The following is a 20,207-nucleotide window of genomic DNA, read 5'->3' as shown; positions in this document are numbered from 1 at the left end:
GCGTCGGCCCGCACCGGCGCGCCGTTTCCAGCAAAAAGGGGTTCGAATGAACAAACTTCCCGAAATCACGCTCGCGTTCTGGATCATGAAGATCTGCGCGACGACGCTCGGCGAAACCGGCGGCGACCTGCTGTCGATGACGCTGAACGTCGGCTACGCGGTGAGCTCGATCCTGCTGTTCGGTTTCTTTCTCGTGACGCTGGGCGCCCAGCTCAGGACGACGCGTTATCGCCCGGCGATCTACTGGGCCGTGATCGTCGCGACGAGCACGGCCGGCACGACGATGTCGGACTTCATGGACCGTACGCTCGGCCTCGGCTATGCGGCCGGCTCGTCGATCCTCGTCGCGATCCTGCTGGCGATCTTCGCGGTGTGGCGATTCAGCGGCGAATCGCTGTCGGTCGACCTGATCCGTACGCGCAAGGTCGAGTTGCTGTACTGGATCGCGATCCTGTTCTCGAACACGCTCGGCACCGCGCTCGGCGACTTCCTCGCGGACAGCTCGGGGCTCGGCTTCGGCGGCGGCGCGCTGCTGATCGGTGCGCTGCTGGCGGTGATCGTGCTCGCGCACTACTTCACGCGGATCTCGGGCGTGCTGCTGTTCTGGGCCGCGTTCGTGCTCACGCGTCCGTTCGGCGCGACGGTCGGCGACCTGCTGACGAAGCCGGTCGCGAAGGGCGGGCTTGCGCTCGGCACGGTCGGCTCGTCGGCGGTGCTGCTCGGCGTGCTGGTCGCGATGGTCGTCTATGCGAGCATCGCGCAGGCGCGGCGCCGCGAACCGGCTCCCGCGAGGATCGCGCAACCGGCCGGCAAGTGACGGCGCTTGAAAGAGAACAGGGGCCACTCAGCATGGCCCCTTTTTTTCGTGCTGCGTGGCTCAGTGGCGCCCGGTGCTGCCGAAGCCGCCTTCGCCGCGATCGCTCTCGGTGAATTCGTCGACGATGTTGAACTGCGCCTGCACGACCGGCACGATCACGAGCTGCGCGAGACGTTCGAACGGGTTCAGCACGAACTCGGTCTGCCCGCGGTTCCACGTCGAGACCATCAACTGGCCCTGGTAGTCGGAGTCGATCAGGCCGACCAGGTTGCCGAGCACGATCCCGTGCTTGTGGCCGAGGCCCGAGCGCGGCAGGATCAGCGCCGCATAGCCGGGATCGGCGAGGTGGATCGCGAGGCCCGTCGGCACCAGCGTGGTTTCGCCCGGCTGCAGCGTGACCGGTGCGTCGAGGCATGCGCGCAGGTCGAGGCCGGCGCTGCCGGTGGTCGCGTAGGCGGGCAGGTAGTCGCGCATGCGCGCGTCGAGAATCTTCAGGTCGAGTTTCATGCGGTCGTCGAATCGGTCGGGAAGGGCGCGGCGGCGCGTGCCGCCGCGCAAGGGATCAGATCAGGCGGTTGTCGGGCAGGCGCTTCGCGATTTCAGCGACGAGCGCATGCGCGAGTTCGTCCTTCGGCGCGCGCGGCAGGCGCGTGAGGCCGGCGGCCTCGAACAGCACGACTTCGTTGTCGTCGAGGCCGAACGTCAGCGGGCCGAGGTTGCCGACGAGCAGCGGTACGTTCTTGCGCTTGCGCTTTTCGTCGCCGTGCACGTCGAGGTCGCCGCTTTCGGCCGCGAAGCCGACGCAGAACGGCGCATCGGGCAGCGCCGCGACCGACGCGAGGATGTCGGGATTCTCGACGAACGCGAGCGCCGGCATCTTGCGGTCGGCCGTCTTCTTCATCTTGTGCTCCGCGGGTTGAGCGACGCGCCAGTCGGCGACCGCGGCCACCGCGATGAAGATGTCCGCGTCGGCGACCGCATGCATCACCGCGTCGTACATCTGCTGCGCGGTCTGCACGTCCTGGCGGTACACGCCCCACGGCGTATCGAGCGCGACCGGCCCGGCGACGAGGTGCACGTCCGCGCCGGCCTGTTGCGCGGCGCGCGCGAGCGCGAAACCCATCTTGCCGCTCGAGCGGTTCGTCAGGCCGCGTACCGGGTCGAGCGGTTCGAACGTCGGCCCGGCCGTGATCAGCACGCGGCGGTGCGCGAGCACCTTCGGCGCGAAGTGCGCGACGATCGCTTCATAGATCGCCTCGGGCTCGAGCATGCGGCCGTCGCCGACTTCGCCGCAGGCCTGCGCGCCCGAATCCGGGCCGAGCACCGACACGCCGTCCGCACGCAATTGCGCGGCGTTGCGTTGCGTGGCCGGGTTCTGCCACATCTGGCGGTTCATCGCGGGGACGACGAGCAGCGGACAGTCGCGCGCGACGCACAGCGTCGACAGCAGGTCGTCGGCGAACCCGTGCGCGAGCTTCGCGAGGAAATCCGTCGACGCGGGCGCGATCACGATCGCGTCGGCTTCACGCGACAGGTCGATGTGCGCCATGTTGTTGTCGACGCGCGCGTCCCACTGGCTCGTATAGACGGGCCGGCCCGACAGCGCCTGCATCGTGACGGGCGTGATGAACTGGGTCGCGGCGTCGGTCATCGCGACCTGCACGGTCGCGCCGGCCTTCACGAGCAGCCGCGTGAGTTCGGCGATCTTGTAGCAGGCGATGCCGCCCGTCAGGCCGAGAACGAGGTGTTTTCCTGCGAGTTCTGCGTGTGCCAACTCAGGCCTCCTGGGGTCAAACGGAACGGCCGGCGCGAAGCCGGCCGTCGACACGGAGTATGCGCGCTCAGCGCGAGCCGCGCACGCGCCGCAGCTCGTCGTAGATCAGCAGCACCGCGCCCACCGTGATTGCGGAATCGGCGAGGTTGAACGCCGGGAAGTGCCACGCGCCGAGGTGGAAATCGAGGAAGTCGATCACGTGGCCGTAGACGAGCCGGTCGATCACGTTGCCGAGCGCGCCGCCGAGGATCAGCGCGAGCGACACGCTGAACAGCCGCTGGTGGCCGTGGCGCTTCAGCAGGAAGCAGATCACGAGCGTCGCGCCGACGCCGAGCGCGGTGAACGCCCAGCGCTGCCAGCCGCTCGCGGTCGACAGGAAGCCGAACGCGGCGCCGCGGTTGTACACCAGCACGAGGTTGAAGAACGACGTCAGCGCATGCTGCGCGCCGTACGCGAACGTTTTGAGGATCGCGATCTTCGACAGCTGGTCGAACAGGATCACGATCAGCGAAATGCCGAGCCAGGGCGCGAGCGCGCCGCTGGCCGGTTTCGACAGGGTCTTCGCCATATTTAAGCAGCGCTCCGGATTTCGCCGTTTTCAAACAGGTTCGAGAAGCAGCGGCCGCACAGCGTCGGATGGTCGGCGTGCGCGCCGACATCTTCGCGGTAGTGCCAGCAGCGCTCGCACTTCTGGTACTTCGACGCGGCCACGTCGACGCTTTCCTGCGCTTCGTCGTCGACCTGGACGACCGTCGCGGCCGACGTGATCAGCACGAACTTCAGGTCGTCGCCGAGGCTCGTCAGCGCGTCGTAGCGCGCGCCGCTCGCCTGCACGGCCACTTCGGCCTGCAGCGACGAACCGATGCGGTTCGCGGTGCGCGCTTCCTCGAGCGCCTTCGTCACGTTGCCGCGTACTTCGCGCAGCAGCGCCCACTTCTCGATCAGCGCGGCCGAGCCGGCGACTTCCGGATACGCGTAGTAGGTTTCCGTGAAGATCGTGTCGCTCGCCGGCTGGAACACCTTCCACGCTTCTTCCGCCGTGAACGACAGGAACGGCGCGAGCACGCGCAGCAGGCCGTGCGTCAGGTGATACAGCGCGGTCTGCGCGGAGCGGCGCGCGCGCGAATCGGCGGCGCTCGTGTACAGGCGGTCCTTCAGCACGTCGAGGTAGAAGCCGCCGAGGTCTTCCGAGCAGTACGTCTGCAGCTTCGCGACGACCGGGTGGAATTCGTACTTCTCGTAGTGGCCGAGCAGCTCCGTTTGCAGTTGCTGCGAGAACGCGACCGCGTAGCGGTCGATCTCGAGCCATTCGTCGACCGGCACCGCGTGCTGCGCGAAGTCGAAATCCGACAGGTTCGCGAGCAGGAAGCGCAGCGTGTTGCGGATCCGGCGATAACCTTCCGTCACGCGCTTCAGGATTTCCTCGGAGATCGCGAGCTCGCCCGAGTAGTCGGTCGACGCGATCCACAGGCGGATGATTTCCGCGCCGAGGCGGTTCGCGACTTCATGCGGGTCGATGCCGTTGCCGAGCGACTTGCTCATCTTGCGGCCTTCGCCGTCGACCGTGAAGCCGTGCGTGAGCAGGCCCTTGTACGGCGCGCGGCCGTCGATCATCGATGCGGTCAGCAGCGACGAGTGGAACCAGCCGCGATGCTGGTCCGAGCCTTCGAGGTACAGGTCGGCCGGGAACTGCAGCTGATCCTTGTGCGAGCCGCGCAGCACGTGCCAGTGCGTCGTGCCCGAGTCGAACCACACGTCGAGCGTGTCGCGGTTCTTCTCGTACAGGTTCGCGTCGTCGCCGATCAGCTCGCGCGGGTCGAGCGATTGCCACGCCTCGATACCCGACTGCTCGACGCGCTTCGCGACTTCCTCGAGCAGCTCGAGCGTGCGCGGGTGCAGCTCGCCGGTTTCCTTGTGCACGAAGAACGCCATCGGCACGCCCCACTGGCGCTGGCGCGACAGCGTCCAGTCGGGCCGGTTCGCGATCATGCTGAACAGGCGCTGCTTGCCCCACGACGGGTAGAACGCGGTCGCGTCGATGCCTTCGAGCGCGGTTTCGCGCAGCGTCTTGCCGCCGTCTTGCGGCGTCACGTCCATGCCGGCGAACCACTGCGACGTCGCGCGGTAGATGATCGCCGTCTTGTGACGCCAGCAGTGCATGTAGCTGTGCTTGTAGTGCTCGCTGCGCAGCAGCGAGCCGGCTGCGTTCAGCGCGTCGACGACCTTCGGGTTCGCGTCCCAGATCGACAGGCCGCCGAACAGCGGCAACGATTCGATGTAGCGGCCGTCGCCCATCACCGGGTTGATGATGTCCGAGTCGGTCATCCCGTGCGCCTTGCACGACTGGAAGTCCTCGATACCGTACGCAGGCGACGAGTGCACGACGCCGGTACCGGTGTCGGTCGTCACGTAGTCGCCGAGGTAGACGGGCGCGGTGCGCTGGTAGCCGGGGTGGGCCGACGCGAGCGGGTGGTGGAAGCGCAGGTTCGCGAGCTTCACGCCGGGCGCGGTCGCGACGACGCGGCCGGTCAGCTTGAAGTCGGCCATGCACGCTTCGACGCGCTCTTCCGCGATGATCAGCAGCCCGCGCTCCGTGTCGACCAGCGCGTAGACGATTTCCGGATGGAGGTTCAGCGCCTGGTTGGCGGGGATCGTCCACGGCGTGGTGGTCCAGATCACGATGCCGCCCTCGGCGCGCGGCAGCGCCGGCAGGCCGAACGCGTGCGCGGTCTTTTCCGGTTCCGCGAACGCGAACATCACGTCGATCGTCGGGTCGGTGCGGTCCTTGTACTCGACTTCCGCTTCCGCGAGCGCCGAGCCGCAGTCGAAGCACCAGTTGACCGGCTTCAGCCCGCGATACACGTAGCCCTTCTCGATGATCTTGCCGAGCGCGCGGATTTCTTCCGCCTCGTTCACGAAGTTCATCGTCTTGTACGGATTCGCCCAGTCGCCGAGCACGCCCAGGCGCTTGAAGCCGACCTTCTGCTTCTCGATCTGCTCGGTCGCATATGCGCGCGCCTTGCTCATCACTTCGGCCGCCGGCAGCGACTTGCCGAACTGCTTCTCGATCTGGATCTCGATCGGCATCCCGTGGCAATCCCAGCCCGGCACGTACGGCGCGTCGAAGCCGGCCATGTTGCGCGACTTGACGACGATGTCCTTCAGAATCTTGTTGACCGCGTGGCCGAGGTGGATGTCGCCGTTCGCATACGGCGGGCCGTCGTGCAGGATGAACTTCGGCCGGCCCTTGCTGGCCGCGCGGATCTTCTCGTAGATGCCGCGCTCCTCCCACTCCTTGACCCACTGCGGCTCGCGCTTGGGCAGGTCGCCGCGCATCGGGAACGGCGTGTCGAGCAGGTTGACCGGATACTTGGCCTGCGGTTTCGAATCGGCTTTCTTGTTGCTCATGATGGGATCGCTATCTAAATCGGGGACGCTCGGGCGTCGTGAATCGGGTAGGCGCGCGGCAGGGCGGCGCGAGGGTGCGGCGCGAGGCGCCGCCGTCCGGATCAGCTAATTCGGTCAGTGGCCGACGTCGAGAAGCCCGTCGCGCGGCTGCCCGGCGCACGATCGCGCTCGATGAAGTACGCGCGCGCATTCGCGACGTCCAGCGCGATCGCGCGCGACAGCGCTTCGAGATCGTCGAACTTCGCTTCGTCGCGCAGCTTTTTCAGGAATTCGACGCGGATCAGCTTGCCGTACGCATCGCCATGCCAGTCGAGCAGGTGCACTTCGAGCAGCACGCGGCCCGAATCGTCGACGGTCGGGCGCAGCCCGAGGCTCGCGACGCCCGGCAGCGGCGCGGGGCCGAGGCCGTGCACCTGCACGACGAAGATGCCCGCGAGCGCCGGCCGCTTGTGCGCGATCGGCAGGTTCAGCGTCGGGAAGCCGAGATCGCGGCCGAGCTTCAGCCCGTGCGCGACGTGGCCGCTGATCGCATAGCCGTGGCCGAGCGCCTGCGCGGCCGCGTCGAGATCGCCCGCGGCGAGCGCCGCGCGCACGCCGGAGCTGGAAATGCGCGTGCCGTCGCTGCCGGCCACCGTGCCCATCTGCTCGACCTCGAAGCCATGCAGCTCGCCGGCCGCCTTCAGCGTGTCGAAGGTGCCCGCGCGCTTCGCGCCGTAGCAGAAATCGTCGCCGACCATCATCCAGCGCGCGTGCAGCCCGTTCACCAGCGTGCGCTCGACGAACGCCTGCGGCGACTGGCTCGCGAACGTGTGGTTGAAGTGCTCGACGACGACGCGGTCGACTCCGTGGTCGCGCAGCGCTTCCAGCTTGTCGCGCAGCATCGCGATGCGCGGCGGCGCGCCGGCCGGGTTGAAGAATTCGCGCGGGTGCGGCTCGAACGTCATCACGCACACGGGCAGGCCGCGCGCGTCCGCTGCCGCGCGCACGCGCGCGAGCAGGGCCTGGTGGCCGCGATGGACACCGTCGAAGTTGCCGATCGTCAGCGCGCACGGGGCGCGGCTCTCGGCGTTGGGCAGGCCGCGGAAGACTTTCACGATAGCGGATGCAGCGTCGGGGGAATGGGCGGTGGGAAGCCGCAAAGCAGAAGATTATAAACGTTCGGACGGGCCGACGGCCGAGAAGGCGGGAAACGCGAAGGCGAATGGTAAAATTCGCGGATGAAAAAACTCGTGATCCTGATTTCCGGTCGCGGCAGCAACATGGAGGCCATCGTCCGCGCGTGCGCGCAGGAACGCTGGCCGGCCGAGATTGCCGCCGTGATCGCCAACCGGCCCGATGCGGCCGGGCTGGCTTTTGCCGCGTCGCACGGGGTGGCGACGGCGGTGGTCGACCACCGGTCGTTCGATGGCCGCGACAGCTTCGACGCGGCGCTCGCCGCCGAGATCGACCGTTTCTCGCCCGATCTCGTCGTGCTCGCCGGCTTCATGCGCATCCTCACGCCCGCATTCGTCAGACGATACGAAGGCCGGCTGCTGAACATCCATCCGTCGCTGCTGCCGAGCTTCAAGGGCATCCACACGCACCAGCAGGCGCTGGATGCCGGCGTCGCGCTGCATGGCGCGAGCGTGCATTTCGTCATTCCCGAGCTCGACAGCGGGGCGATCGTCGCGCAGGGCGCGGTGCCCGTGCGCGCCGGCGACGACGCGGCCGCCCTCGCGCAGCGCGTGCTGATGGTCGAGCACGTGCTGTATCCGCGTGCGGTGCGCTGGTTCGTCGAGGGGCGTCTGCGCCTCGAGGACGGCCGTGCAGTGGTCGCGCCCGAAGAGGCGCGCTGGATTTTCGCGGATCAACCGCAAACCGAAACGAGTGAGGGCGTATGAAGCTGCACGGATTCCTGATTGGCCAGACCGAAACCCTGCTCGCCGAGGTGCTGAAGTTCGCCGGCCCCGCCGACGCGACGACGAGCCGGTTCTTCCGCGCGCACCCGAAGCTCGGGCATGCCGAGCGTGGCGTGATCGCCGAGGCCGTGTTCGCGGTGCTGCGCCGGAAGATGGAGTTCTCGCATCTGGCCGAAAGCGGCACGGGCACGCCCGCGCGGCGCCTCACGCTGCTCGGCCTGATGCAGACGATGGGGCGCAATGCGCTGAAGCCGTTCCTGTCCGACACCGAGTCCGCGTGGCTCGAGCACGTGTCGAAGATCGATCCGGCAAGCCTGCCCGTGCGCATTCGCACGAACCTGCCCGACTGGATTCATCAGGCGCTGTCGGCCCGTTTCGACGCCGACGAGCTCGCGCAGCTCGCCGCCGCGCTGAACTATCCGGCGCCGCTCGACCTGCGCGCCAACGCGCAGAAGGCGACCCGCGACCAGGTGATCGAGGCGCTGCGCGTGAGCGGTATCGATGCGGGCGCGACGCCGTTCGCGCCGTTCGGCGTGCGCGTGGTCGGCAAGCCGGCGCTGACGCGGCTGAAGCTGTTCGAGGAAGGCGCGATCGAGGTGCAGGACGAAGGCAGCCAGCTGCTGTGCTCGCTGGTCGCGCCGCGGCGTGGCGAGATGATCGTCGATTTCTGCGCGGGCGCGGGCGGTAAGACGCTCGCGCTCGGCGCGATGATGCGCTCGACCGGGCGCCTCTATGCGTTCGACATCTCGGAGAAGCGCCTCGCGAAGCTGAAGCCGCGCCTCGCGCGCAGCGGGCTGTCGAACGTGAACCCGGTGCTGATCGACAGCGAGCACGACGCGAAGATCAAGCGGCTCGCCGGCAAGATCGACCGCGTGCTGGTCGACGCGCCGTGCAGTGGCCTCGGCACGCTGCGCCGCAATCCGGACCTGAAGTGGCGCCAGACGCGCACGGCGATCGACGAGCTGACGCCGAAGCAGGCGTCGATCCTCGCGAGCGCCGCGCGGCTCGTGAAGAAGGGCGGCCGGCTCGTGTACGCCACCTGCAGCGTGCTCGATGCCGAGAACGAGCGCATCGTCGAGCAGTTCCTCGTCGATCACCCCGAGTTCGTGCTGGTGCCGGCGCAGCAGGTGCTGGCCGATCAGCGCATCGAGCTCGAGACGGGCGACTACCTGTCGCTGTGGCCGCACCGTCACGCGACCGACGGCTTCTTCGCCGCGGTGCTCGAGCGCCGCGCCGCGCAGTAACGACTGCCCGGACGGACGATGGAGAATCTGCAGAGCCGCCTGCTGTCGCACCGGCTGGCATCGGTGATTCGCGATTTCCACCAGCCGGTGATGATCTGGCAGGCGGCGATCCTCGTCGGTGCGCTGTGTTTCGCGTGGGTGGCCGCGCGCTTCGTGCACGGCCGGATCGATGCGCGGCGGCGGGCGGCCGGACGCGCGCCGGGCGCGGGTGCGCAGAGCCTGAAGCGCGCGCTGTTTCCGTTGTTCGGCAGCGTGTTCGTCGGCGGCGCGCAGCTCGCGTTCGATCCGTTCATGTCGACGTCGCTGCTGTCGCTGGCGCTCGTGCCGCTGTTCGGCATCGGGCTGATCTACGTGCTGTTCTTCTTCGCGCGGCGCGTGTTCGCGCGCGACGGCCACACGCACGCGTGGCTGTCGATCGTCGAGAAGATCGTGTCGACCGTCGTGTGGGCCGCGATGGTGATGACCGTGCTCGGCATCCAGCGCGACGTGCTCGGCTGGCTCGACAGCGTGCAGTTCCGGGTCGCGACCGCGCACCTCACGCTGCTGTCGGTGATCTCCGGCGCGCTGTGGGTGTGCGTGACGCTGATGGTCGCGATGTGGCTCGGCTCGGTGCTCGAGGATCGCCTGTCGCGCGCGAGCACGCTCGACGCGAACCTGAAGGTCGTGCTGTCGCGGGTCGGCCGCGCGCTGCTCGTGTTCGCGGCGATCCTGATCGGGCTGTCGCTCGTCGGCATCGACGTGACGGTGCTCGGCGTGTTCGGCGGCGCGGTGGGCGTCGGCCTCGGTTTCGGGCTGCAGAAGATCGCGAGCAACTACGTGTCGGGCTTCATCATCCTGCTCGACCGCTCGCTGCGGCTCGGCGACGCGATCAGCGTCGGCGGGCTGCAGGGCGTCGTCACGCAGATCCGCACGCGCTACACGGTCGTGCGCGGCCTCGACGGCAACGAGACGCTGATCCCGAACGAGAAGCTGATCACCGACGTCGTGCAGAACCAGTCGTCGTACCTGACGCGCGGCTATGCGAAGGTCGCGGTGCAGGTCGCGTACACGAGCGACGTCGAGCAGGCGCTCGCGTTGCTCGCCGACGCCGCGAAGGACGTGCCGCGTGTGCTGGCCGAGCCGGCGCCGACCCCGTATCTCGTGAGTTTCGGCGCGGACGGGATCGACCTGGAGCTCGGTTTCTGGATCGAGGATTCCGCGAAAGGCACGTCGGGCGTGCGCTCGAGCGTGAACCGCAACATCTGGCGGCTGTTCAGCGAGCACGGGATCTCGATTCCGTTTCCGCAGCGCGAAGTGCGCGTGGTCGGGCTGCCGGAAGGTTTTCCCGCGGCGGACGCGGCAGCCGGGCGCGAGCCGGCGGCGGCCAACGGTGCGCTGGACGGGCACGCGCCGGCGGCGTAGCGGGTGCGGGCGGTCAATCGTACCGATTGTGCGGTCGAAACCGGATCGCGGGTCTTTCCCAGTCCGCACATGGACCGCGCGGATTGCGTCAGGGCAAGAAAATATTCATTTTTTACAAAGACTTGGAACGGTTGAAGTAAAATTCTGGTCTACACGCGGTATGCTTTCATTCTTCTGACGCCAGCGTGGCGTCGCTCTCATCACGGGTAACTGCCTTGTTGAATTCTGTGCTCGATTTTCTTTCCCACGGGCTCCTGCATTTTTCGTGGTGGCAAGTCGCATTGTTCGCGCTCGCCGTCACGCACGTCACGATCATCGGCGTGACCGTCTACCTGCACCGCTGCCAGGCGCACCGCGCACTGGAGCTGCATCCGATCGCGAGCCACTTCTTCCGTTTCTGGCTGTGGATGACCACCGGCATGCTGACCGGCCAGTGGGCCGCGATTCACCGCAAGCACCACGCGAAGTGCGAGACCGAGGAAGATCCGCACAGCCCGCAGACGCGCGGCATCTGGAAGGTATTCCTCGAGGGCGCCGAGCTGTATCGCGCGGAAGCGAAGAACGAAGAGACGATGCGCAAGTTCAGCCACGGCACGCCGAACGACTGGCTCGAGCGCAACGTCTACTCGAAGTACCCGATTCTCGGCATCAGCATGATGATGGTGATCGACGTCGCGCTGTTCGGCGTGCTCGGCCTGACCGTGTGGGCCGTGCAGATGGTCTGGATTCCGTTCTGGGCGGCGGGTGTCGTCAACGGCTTCGGTCACTTCTGGGGCTATCGCAACTTCAACTCGGCCGACGCGAGCACGAACCTGTTCCCGTGGGGCATCGTGATCGGCGGCGAAGAACTGCACAACAACCACCACACGTTCGCGACGTCGGCGAAGCTGTCGAACAAGTGGTACGAGTTCGACATCGGCTGGATGTACATCCGCATCATGTCGGCATTCGGTCTCGCGAAAGTGAAGAAGGTCGCGCCGACGCCGCGCCTGAACAAGCCGAAGACGGTGCTCGACCAGGAAACGCTGCAGGCCGTGCTGTCGAACCGCTACGAAGTGATGGCGAGCTACGGCAAGGCCGTGAAGCGTGCGTACCGTCAGGAGCTCGCGCACCTGAAGGAACTCGGTTCGAGCGAGAAGTACCAGCTGATGCGCGGCGCGCGCAAGTGGTTCCACAAGGACGCCGACGGCCTCGACGAGCCGCAGAAGAAGCTGCTGCCGGAAATCTTCGCGAACAGCCAGAAGCTGCATACGTACTTCCAGCTGCGCCAGGATCTCGCCGCGATCTGGGATCGTTCGACCGCGTCGCGCGAACAGCTTCTCGCGCAATTGCAGGATTGGTGCCATCGCGCAGAACAAAGCGGCATCAAGGCGCTGCAGGAATTCGCGACACGCCTGCGTCGCTACGCCTGATTCGAAATCGATTAGAATCTCAGGACGTCACAAACCCCGCGTTGGCGGGGTTTTTTCATTTGGGCCGCCGGTTTTTGACGGATCGGTGGTGCCCGGATTGGTATGAGGCTTGGGGCCGTGGCGCGTGGTGTCCGGCCGACCGCGTAGCATGGGACCCAAGTAAGCGCTAAAGCGCTAACTTGGGTCGACCGCGAAGCATGGGGCCGGAGTAAGTGCTGAAGCACTAACTCCGGCCGACAGGAGATATGGAGATGCAATCGACGATCAAACCCGTCGAGTACGACCGGCCCGTCGCAGCAGGGACCGTGTGCGGCGTCGGACAGGCATGGGCCAAGGTGCCCGACGCGCCGTCCGCCGAGGAGCGCGCTGCGCTGAAGGCACGCATCAAGGCGTTGCTCGCCCGTGAAAAGGCCGTGCTCGTCGCCCACTACTACGTGGATGCCGAACTGCAGGAACTGGCCGACGAAACGGGCGGCTGCGTGGCCGATTCGCTCGAAATGGCCCGCTTCGGCCGCGACCACGACGCGCAGACGCTCGTCGTCGCCGGCGTGCGCTTCATGGGCGAAACCGCGAAGATCCTGAGCCCGAACAAACGGATCCTGATGCCCGATCTCGACGCGACCTGTTCGCTCGACCTCGGCTGCCCGGTCGACGAATTCTCGGCGTTCTGCGATGCGCATCCGGACCGTACCGTCGTCGTCTACGCGAACACCAGCGCGGCCGTGAAGGCGCGCGCGGACTGGATGGTCACGTCGTCGATCGGCCTCGAGATCGTCGCCGACCTGCACGCGCGCGGCGAAAAGATCATCTGGGCGCCGGACCGCCATCTGGGCAGCTACATCCAGAAGAAGACCGGCGCGGACATGCTGCTGTGGCAGGGCTCGTGCCTCGTCCACGACGAATTCAAGGGCATCGAGCTCGACCTGCTGCGTGCCGAATATCCGGACGCGAAGGTGCTCGTCCACCCCGAGTCGCCGGAAAACGTCGTCGCGCAGGCCGATGTCGTCGGCTCGACCACGCAACTGATCGACGCGGCCGTCAAGTTCGACGCGAAGCGCTTCATCGTCGCGACCGATCTCGGCATCCTGCACAAGATGCAGCTTGCCGCACCCGGCAAGACCTTCATCGCCGCGCCGACGGCCGGCAACAGCGCGACCTGCAAGAGCTGCGCGCACTGCCCGTGGATGGCGATGAACGGCCTCGCGAACCTCGCCGACGTGCTCGAACGCGGTCACAACGAGATCTTCGTCGATCCCGCGATCGGCGAGCGCGCACGTCTGCCGATCGACCGGATGCTCGAATTCGCGGCCGCGCACAAGAAGCGCGTGCAGGCGAGCGGCGATCTGCAGCGCGACCAGCCACTGTTCGCGAACGTGGGGGCGGCATGAGCAACGCCGTATCCCCGCTGTTCGACGCCGTCCGCGCCCAATACGGCGCGGCATTCGACGAAGCGATCGCGCGCAACGTGGCCGATGCGATCGCCGAAGACGTCGGCGCCGGCGACCAGACCGGACGGCTCGTGCCGGCCGGCGAGCGCCGCCGCGCGCGGATCATCGTGCGCGAGGAAGCCGTGCTGTGCGGCGTGCCGTGGTTCGAGGGCGTGATCGCGCGGATCGATCCGTCGATCGTCGTGCAATGGCGCTATCGCGAAGGCGACCGGATGACGCCGGATTCGACCGTCTGCGAACTCGAAGGGCCCGCGCGCGCGCTGCTGACGGCCGAGCGCAACGGGCTGAACTTCCTGCAACTGCTGTCGGGTGTCGCGACCGCGACGCGCCGTTACGTCGAGCGCGTCGAGGGCACGCGCGCGAAGATCCTCGATACGCGCAAGACGCTGCCGGGGTTGCGGCTCGCGCAGAAGTACGCGGTGCGCGTGGGCGGTGGCGAGAACCAGCGGCTCGCGCTGTACGACGGCATCCTGATCAAGGAGAACCACATCGCGGCGGCCGGCGGTGTCGGCGAGGCGCTCGATGCGGCGTTCGCGCTGGAGTCGGGCGTGCCCGTGCAGGTCGAAGTCGAGACGCTCGCGCAGCTCGACACGGCGCTCGCACATCGCGCGCAGTCGGTGCTGCTCGACAACTTCACTCTCGACATGATGCGCGAAGCAGTGCGCGTGGCTGCGGGCAAGGCCGTGCTCGAAGTCTCGGGCGGCGTCAATTTCGATACGGTGCGCGCGTTCGCGGAGACGGGCGTCGATCGCATCTCGATCGGCGCGCTGACGAAGGACGTGCGGGCGACGGACTATTCGATGCGAATCGTCGACTGACCGAACGTCGTCCGATCAGACAAAAAGCCGTTGGCGTGCAAACGCCAACGGCTTTTTTCTTGTGCTGCGGCCGCAGCCGCAGCCGGGAAGGGCGGCGCGCCGCTCAGCGGCGCACGCGTGGCGTAAGCACGCTCGGCAATGCCTTCGGCAGCGTGTGCGGCCAGTCGCGGCTATAGTGCAGCCCGCGGCTTTCGCGGCGCGAGTGCGCGCTCTTCACGATCAGCGTTGCGACGTCGACGAGGTTGCGCAGTTCGAGCAGATCGCGCGTCACGCGGAAATTCGCGTAGTACTCGTGGATCTCGTCGCGCAGCAGCGACAGCCGGTGCTTCGCGCGTTCGAGGCGCTTGTCGGTGCGCACGATGCCGACGTAGTTCCACATCAGGCGGCGCAGTTCGTCCCAGTTGTGTGCGACGACGACTTCTTCGTCCGCATCCGACACGCGGCTTTCGTCCCACGCGGGCAGCGTGGCCGGCGCGTCGGCGTCGAAGCCGGCCGCCTCGATCGCCTCGGCCGCCGCGCGGCCGATCACGAGGCATTCGAGCAGCGAGTTGCTCGCGAGCCGGTTCGCGCCGTGCAGCCCCGTGTACGACGTTTCGCCGACTGCATACAGCCCGGCGAGATCGGTGCGTCCGGCGAGATCGGTGACGACGCCGCCGCACGTGTAGTGCGCGGCCGGCACGACGGGGATCGGCTGTTTCGCGATGTCGATGCCGAATTCGAGGCAGCGCGCATGAATCGTCGGGAAATGTTCGCGCAGGAACGCTTCCGGCTGATGGCTGATGTCGAGATACACGCAGTCGATCCCGCGCTTCTTGATCTCGAAGTCGATCGCGCGTGCGACGATGTCGCGCGGCGCGAGTTCGGCGCGCGGATCGTGCGCGGGCATGAAGCGCGTGCCGTCGGGCAGCTTCAGCAAGCCGCCTTCGCCGCGCACGGCCTCCGAAATCAGGAACGATTTCGCATACGGGTGGAACAGGCAGGTCGGGTGGAACTGGATGAATTCCATGTTCGACACGCGGCAGCCGGCCCGCCACGCCATCGCGATACCGTCGCCGGTCGCGGTGTCGGGGTTCGTCGTGTACAGGTAGACCTTGCCGGCGCCGCCGGTGGCGAGCACCGTGTGCGGCGCCTCGATCGTGATCGTGCGGTCGTTGTCGACGTCGAGCGCATACAGGCCGTGACAGCGGCGGCCGGGCAGGCCGAGCCGGTCCGACGTGATCAGGTCGATCGCGTGGTGGTTTTCGAAGAACGTGATGTTCGGATGCTGGCGCGCGCGCTCCGACAGCGTCGCGAGCACCGCATGGCCGGTCGCATCGGCCGCATGGATGATCCGGCGGTGGCTGTGGCCGCCTTCGCGCGTCAGGTGAAAGCCGAGTTCGGCCGCGTCGTCCTTCGTGAACGGCACGCCTTGCGAGATCAGCCATTCGATCGCCTCGCGGCCGTGCTCGACGATGTAGCGCGTCGCGCCTTCGTCGCACAGGCCGCCGCCGGCGACCAGCGTGTCGTCGACGTGGTTCTCGATGCTGTCCGCCGAGTCGAGAACCGCCGCGATGCCGCCCTGCGCGTTATCGCTCGCCCCCTCCATCATCGAACGTTTCGCGATCAGCGCGACACGTCGCGTGCTGGCCAGGTTGAGTGCGACCGACAGCCCTGCCAGGCCGCTGCCGACGATCGCCACGTCGAATTTCATGCTGCATCTCCATCGTTGCGCTTTTTGATCTTGCGTTCCGTCGGCCGTGGCCGCGGAAAGGAGAGAGCATACCGCGTCGGGCGCGAGCGCGTGCGCGCAAACTGCGCGCCAAAACGAAAAGCCCCGCAGTGCGGGGCTTTTCGGTCGCCGTCAGGCTGGCAGAAACCGGAGATTACTTGATCTTGGTTTCTTTGTATTCCACATGCTTGCGGACGACGGGATCGAACTTCTTGATCGCCATCTTTTCCGGCATGTTGCGCTTGTTCTTCGTGGTCGTGTAGAAGTGACCCGTACCAGCGGTCGACTCAAGCTTGATCTTGTCGCGGGCGCCTTTTGCCATGATTGTGCTCCTTGGGCTTAGGCTTCGCCGCGTGCGCGCAGGTCAGCGAGCACGGAATCGATGCCGTTCTTGTCGATCAGGCGCAGGCCCGCGTTGGAAACGCGCAGGCGCACCCAGCGGTTTTCGCTCTCAACCCAGAACCGGCGGTTTTGCAGGTTCGGGAGGAAGCGGCGCTTCGTCTTGTTGTTGGCGTGGGAAACGTTGTTGCCGCTCATCGGCGCTTTCCCAGTTACTTGGCATACGCGTGCCATGAGAGCACTCCTAATACGCTAAATTCGGGGTTCGATCGCCGGTGAAGGTTCCATCGCACCGCCACGTGATCCATGGCTGCACTCAGAACGCCGTAGCCCTTACAGACAAGGCCCTTCGATGGCTAGAACTGGTTGGAAAAAAGACAGACGACGATTCTAGCAGAAAAAGTTCAGAAAAATCAAACCTAATTTCGCTTCGTCGTTGCGGCGCCCTAGGATGGGCCGCCGCGCCACAGTCTACAGCCAACCGGCCCGTGCGAACGAGAAAGTATCGCTGACGCCGACGACGACGTGATCGAGCAGCCGCACGTCGACGAGTTCGAGCGCGTCTTTCAGCACGCGGGTCAGGCGGCGGTCTTCCGCGCTCGGCTGCACCGCGCCCGACGGATGGTTGTGCGCGACGATCAGGGCTGCGGCGTTCTGTTTCATCGCGCGGCGCACGATCTCGCGCGGATAGACGGCCATGCGCGTGAGCGAGCCGCGCGCGATTTCCTCGATGTCGATCATGCGGTTGCGGGCGTCCAGGTAGACCGCGACGAACACTTCGTGCGGGAGCGTGCCGATCTTCATTCGCAGGCAATCCTCGACGGCGCCGGGCGAATCGATCTGCATCCCCTCCCGTGCCTTCTCCTCCAGCATGCGCCGGGCGATCTCGGTGACCGCGACCAGCCGCGCGGAGCGCGCGGGGCCGATGCCGGGGTGCGCCTCGAAATCGTCGGCGTCCGCTTCGAGCAAGCCGCGCAGCGACTTGTACTGAGCGACCAGTTCGCGGGCGATCACGAATACGTCGTGACCGGGCTTGCCGGTGCCCAGCAGCAGCGCGATCAGTTCGTCGTCGGTCAGCGCGGCCGGCCCGCGTTCCAGCAACCGTTCGCGCGGCCGCTCGGGCCGCCAGTCGCCCGGGCGGCGCCTGCGCGGGTTGATCGGGATGACGCGGGCGGGCGGATCGGCCGCCGCATCGGTGGTGTCGCGGCATTCGGCCGATGGCAGGATGAGGCAGGGTGACGGCATGGTCGGAACTCCATTGGCGGCGGGCGGTGTGCGCAACGTCGTCGCACTTTCCGCCTTGCACGCTCAGGTGACTTACAATATTGGCTTTGCGCCGGGCCATTCGGCCGTAGCGGGCGCCGACTGAACGAGTAATTCATGAGCCTCATCGATCTATCCGAAGTGAAGCCCGGTTCCCACGTCACGTTGCATTACCGGCTGGCCCTGGCCGACGGCGCCGACATCGTCAACACCTTCTCGGACAAGCCGGCCACGCTGTTGCTGGGCGCGGGGCAACTGGCGCCGTCGCTGGAACAGATTCTGCTCGGGCTCAGGGTCGGCGACCATTCGACTTTTCAGCTAGCCCCCGATCAGGGGTTCGGCCCCCGCAATCCCGACATGCTCCAGCGCGTGACGCTGTCGACGCTGCGCGAGAACGGGATGGTCGGCGACGATTTCACGCCGGGCGAACTCATCGAGTTCAACGCGCCGGATGGCGGTCGCTACGCGGGGGTGCTGAAGGAAGTCAGCGAGACTTCCGCGCTGTTCGACTTCAATCATCCGCTCGCGGGCCAGGCGCTCACGTTCGAAGTGAAAATCATCGGAATCCTGTAATCATGAGTACCACCGATACGCTGTCCGCGCAGACCGTCGCCGCCGACGCCGAAATCCTGCTGGCCCAGCCGCGCGGTTTCTGCGCGGGCGTCGACCGCGCGATCGAGATCGTCGAGCGCGCCATCGCGATGCACGGTGCGCCGATCTACGTGCGTCACGAAATCGTCCACAACAAGTACGTGGTCGAGGATCTGAAGAAGAAGGGCGCGATCTTCGTCGAGGAACTCGAGGAAGTGCCGGCCGGCAACACCGTGATCTTCAGTGCGCACGGCGTGTCGAAAGCCGTGCGCGACGAGGCCGACGTGCGCGGGCTGCGCATTTACGACGCCACCTGCCCGCTCGTCACGAAGGTGCACGTCGAAGTGGCGAAGATGCGCCAGGATGGTGTCGACATCGTCATGATCGGGCACAAGGGCCATCCCGAAGTCGAAGGCACGATGGGCCAGGTCGAGCGCGGCATGCATCTCGTCGAAAGCGTCGAGGACGTGCAGAAGCTCGAGCTCGCCGATCCCGAGCGCATCGCGCTCGTCACGCAGACGACGCTGTCCGTCGACGACGCGGCCGAGATCATCGGCGCGCTGAAGGCGAAGTATCCGAAGATCCGCGAGCCGAAGAAGCAGGACATCTGCTACGCGACGCAGAACCGCCAGGACGCGGTGAAGTTCATGGCGCCGCAATGCGATGTCGTGATCGTGGTCGGCAGCCCGAACAGCTCGAACTCGAGCCGGCTGCGCGAAGTGGCCGAAAAGCGCGGCGTGGCTGCGTACATGGTCGATGCGCCGGACCAGATCGATCCGGCATGGGTCGCGGGCAAGCGCCGCATCGGCGTGACGGCCGGCGCGTCGGCGCCCGAAGTGCTCGCCCAGGCCGTGATCGCGCGGCTGCGCGAACTCGGCGTGCGCAACGTCCGCGCGCTCGACGGCATCGAGGAAAACGTGTCGTTTCCGCTGCCGCGCGGGTTGAACCTGCCGCCCGCCGCCTGATTGCCGCATCGCACCCTGCGGAACACCGAAGCGCGCCTTCCCGGCGCGCTTTTTTTGTGCCTCGAAATTCACATCGCAACCATTATTCCCCTTCGCAGTGCAACCCGGTTGCTCCCGTTGCGCCGAATCGTGTCTCAAAATTGGTTGCAATGCAGGAAAACCCCATCGAATCAGGAATATTGGCGGCCTATAAATGGAGTTACAATGCGCCCGTTTTCAAGCCGGAATGGCTTTGAAACGGGTTTTGGCAAGGCGCGGGAGACCATTCAATGCATGTGAAGTTGGCTTACGCCGTGTCCGTCGCCGCACCGGTTGCAATGCTTGCCGGCTGCAGCAAAAAGAGCGACGACGAGGCGGGCAGCGAGGCTGCGGGGTTCGCGGCATCATCGGCCAGCGGCGTGCGCGCCGCCGGAGCCGGACGTGCGGCGCCATCGGCGCGCCGTATCGCGCAACTGGGCAGGGACAAGGAAAACGGGGCACGTTTGACGATCGAGGAACTCAACGCGCTTGGCCTGACGACCGGGCCGGCAGCGGGCATGCGGGCAGCGGCGCGGCAAGCCGACGGCCGACGGATGCCGGACGATCGCGGCGTTGCCGGCAGCGTGCCGAGGCCACGGTCCCCCCTTCAATTCGATTCGACGAAACAGCGCGCCGCCGCGACCGACCGTGTCGCGACGCGCAGTCTGGTTCGTACGATGGATTCCGATGCAGTCCTGACGAAAGTCGGGCGCGGCTGCCGCAACGCCCTGACCGGCGACGCGGCGCGGAATCCGATCCGTCCTGGCGCGATGCTTGCATCGCACCGGACGGGCCAAGGCACGGATGCCGGGCAACCGGACGACGGCCGTCTCGGCATGCTGCCCCACGACTTCAAGGAGGCCACGAACACCGTCCTCGATGTCGTGACGATTTAGCGACGGGACTCATGACGGCACCGGAACAGTGCGGTGCCGTTTTTGTATCCGCTCCGGCGGCAGGTCCGGCCGTACAGGCCGGGCGGCGCGCGCCGGGACGATCCACCCTTACCGGTATCGACTAGTACCCGCAGTGTCGCCGAGAAGGCGCGATTCCTCGCTTACCCGCGGGGCGCAACGTCCTCCGGCAGCAGGGGCCAAGGAGCT

Annotated in this window: 19 protein-coding genes; 10 read left to right on the top strand and 9 right to left on the bottom strand. The window is 66.8% G+C overall.

The features are described from left to right. Positions 1-46 precede the first annotated feature (46 nt). Positions 47-817 (top strand): hypothetical protein, encoded by a 771-nt coding sequence (locus tag HWX14_RS31715; RefSeq protein ID WP_175886152.1) that lies wholly within the window; start codon positions 47-49, stop codon positions 815-817. Positions 818-877: 60 nt separating this feature from the next. Here HWX14_RS31715 and dut read toward each other — a convergent pair whose 3' ends face one another. From dut to HWX14_RS31690, 5 genes are all read right to left on the bottom strand, one after another. After that, the gene (gene dut / locus HWX14_RS31710; RefSeq protein WP_006488961.1) at positions 878-1,324 is read right to left on the bottom strand and encodes a dUTP diphosphatase; all 447 of its coding nucleotides are present in this window, start codon (positions 1,322-1,324) and stop codon (positions 878-880) included. A gap of 55 nt (positions 1,325-1,379) precedes the next feature. Beyond that, positions 1,380-2,591 (bottom strand): bifunctional phosphopantothenoylcysteine decarboxylase/phosphopantothenate--cysteine ligase CoaBC, encoded by a 1,212-nt coding sequence (gene coaBC / locus HWX14_RS31705; protein ID WP_175886151.1) that lies wholly within the window; start codon positions 2,589-2,591, stop codon positions 1,380-1,382. Between the two features lie 67 nt (positions 2,592-2,658). After that, a complete protein-coding gene (gene lspA, locus HWX14_RS31700; protein ID WP_124677943.1) occupies positions 2,659-3,159 on the bottom strand; it encodes a signal peptidase II in 501 nt (166 codons plus the stop codon). Positions 3,160-3,161: 2 nt separating this feature from the next. Then, positions 3,162-5,999 carry an isoleucine--tRNA ligase gene (gene ileS / locus HWX14_RS31695; RefSeq protein ID WP_175886150.1) on the bottom strand — a complete coding sequence of 946 codons (2,838 nt, stop codon included), beginning with the start codon at positions 5,997-5,999 and terminating at the stop codon, positions 3,162-3,164. 101 nt (positions 6,000-6,100) lie between these two features. After that, complete coding sequence (locus HWX14_RS31690) at positions 6,101-7,138, bottom strand: bifunctional riboflavin kinase/FAD synthetase (protein WP_347879879.1); 1,038 nt, start codon at positions 7,136-7,138, stop codon at positions 6,101-6,103. Positions 7,139-7,216: 78 nt separating this feature from the next. On the opposite strand from HWX14_RS31690, the gene purN reads away from it, so the two are divergent. The 6 genes from purN (at position 7,217) to nadC (ending at position 14,220) form a co-directional block, all read left to right on the top strand. Continuing rightward, positions 7,217-7,879: a phosphoribosylglycinamide formyltransferase gene (purN, locus tag HWX14_RS31685; protein ID WP_175886148.1), complete on the top strand. Its 663-nt coding sequence runs from the start codon at positions 7,217-7,219 to the stop codon at positions 7,877-7,879. Further along, the gene (locus HWX14_RS31680; protein WP_175886147.1) at positions 7,876-9,141 is read left to right on the top strand and encodes an RsmB/NOP family class I SAM-dependent RNA methyltransferase; all 1,266 of its coding nucleotides are present in this window, start codon (positions 7,876-7,878) and stop codon (positions 9,139-9,141) included. Before purN ends, HWX14_RS31680 begins: the two co-directional genes overlap by 4 nt. A gap of 18 nt (positions 9,142-9,159) precedes the next feature. Beyond that, positions 9,160-10,542, top strand: a complete 1,383-nt coding sequence (locus HWX14_RS31675) for a mechanosensitive ion channel domain-containing protein (protein ID WP_175886146.1) — start codon at positions 9,160-9,162, stop codon at positions 10,540-10,542. Between the two features lie 215 nt (positions 10,543-10,757). Further along, positions 10,758-11,954: an acyl-CoA desaturase gene (locus tag HWX14_RS31670; RefSeq protein ID WP_175886145.1), complete on the top strand. Its 1,197-nt coding sequence runs from the start codon at positions 10,758-10,760 to the stop codon at positions 11,952-11,954. Positions 11,955-12,205: 251 nt separating this feature from the next. Further along, complete coding sequence (gene nadA, locus HWX14_RS31665) at positions 12,206-13,342, top strand: quinolinate synthase NadA (RefSeq protein ID WP_175886144.1); 1,137 nt, start codon at positions 12,206-12,208, stop codon at positions 13,340-13,342. After that, positions 13,339-14,220: a carboxylating nicotinate-nucleotide diphosphorylase gene (gene nadC / locus HWX14_RS31660; RefSeq protein WP_175886143.1), complete on the top strand. Its 882-nt coding sequence runs from the start codon at positions 13,339-13,341 to the stop codon at positions 14,218-14,220. Before nadA ends, nadC begins: the two co-directional genes overlap by 4 nt. 103 nt (positions 14,221-14,323) lie before the next feature. On the opposite strand, the gene nadB is transcribed toward nadC, so the two are convergent. The 4 genes from nadB to radC all read right to left on the bottom strand — a co-directional run bounded on the left by nadB (position 14,324) and on the right by radC (position 17,512). After that, on the bottom strand, positions 14,324-15,910 hold the full coding sequence (gene nadB, locus HWX14_RS31655; RefSeq protein WP_175886142.1) for an L-aspartate oxidase: 1,587 nt from the start codon (positions 15,908-15,910) through the stop codon (positions 14,324-14,326). A gap of 172 nt (positions 15,911-16,082) precedes the next feature. After that, positions 16,083-16,250: a 50S ribosomal protein L33 gene (gene rpmG, locus HWX14_RS31650; protein WP_006478046.1), complete on the bottom strand. Its 168-nt coding sequence runs from the start codon at positions 16,248-16,250 to the stop codon at positions 16,083-16,085. A gap of 17 nt (positions 16,251-16,267) precedes the next feature. After that, positions 16,268-16,501, bottom strand: a complete 234-nt coding sequence (rpmB, locus tag HWX14_RS31645; RefSeq protein WP_004186391.1) for a 50S ribosomal protein L28 — start codon at positions 16,499-16,501, stop codon at positions 16,268-16,270. 237 nt (positions 16,502-16,738) lie between these two features. Continuing rightward, positions 16,739-17,512 (bottom strand): DNA repair protein RadC, encoded by a 774-nt coding sequence (gene radC / locus HWX14_RS31640; RefSeq protein ID WP_175886141.1) that lies wholly within the window; start codon positions 17,510-17,512, stop codon positions 16,739-16,741. Positions 17,513-17,647: 135 nt separating this feature from the next. Between radC and HWX14_RS31635 the strand changes: the two genes are divergently transcribed. The 3 genes from HWX14_RS31635 to HWX14_RS31625 all read left to right on the top strand — a co-directional run bounded on the left by HWX14_RS31635 (position 17,648) and on the right by HWX14_RS31625 (position 20,000). Then, positions 17,648-18,103 (top strand): peptidylprolyl isomerase, encoded by a 456-nt coding sequence (locus tag HWX14_RS31635; RefSeq protein WP_006488950.1) that lies wholly within the window; start codon positions 17,648-17,650, stop codon positions 18,101-18,103. Positions 18,104-18,105: 2 nt separating this feature from the next. Continuing rightward, positions 18,106-19,086: a 4-hydroxy-3-methylbut-2-enyl diphosphate reductase gene (gene ispH / locus HWX14_RS31630; protein ID WP_126362942.1), complete on the top strand. Its 981-nt coding sequence runs from the start codon at positions 18,106-18,108 to the stop codon at positions 19,084-19,086. 269 nt (positions 19,087-19,355) lie between these two features. Beyond that, entirely contained in the window at positions 19,356-20,000 is a 645-nt protein-coding gene (locus tag HWX14_RS31625; protein WP_175886140.1) for an amino acid-binding protein, read from the top strand. The last annotated feature ends 207 nt before the right edge of the window (positions 20,001-20,207 follow it).

The sequence above is a fragment of the Burkholderia sp. BCC0044 genome (genome assembly GCF_902832955.1).
GTDB lineage: Bacteria > Pseudomonadota > Gammaproteobacteria > Burkholderiales > Burkholderiaceae > Burkholderia.
Note: the sequence above shows the minus strand (reverse complement) of the source record. Positions and strands in the feature narration are given on the sequence as shown.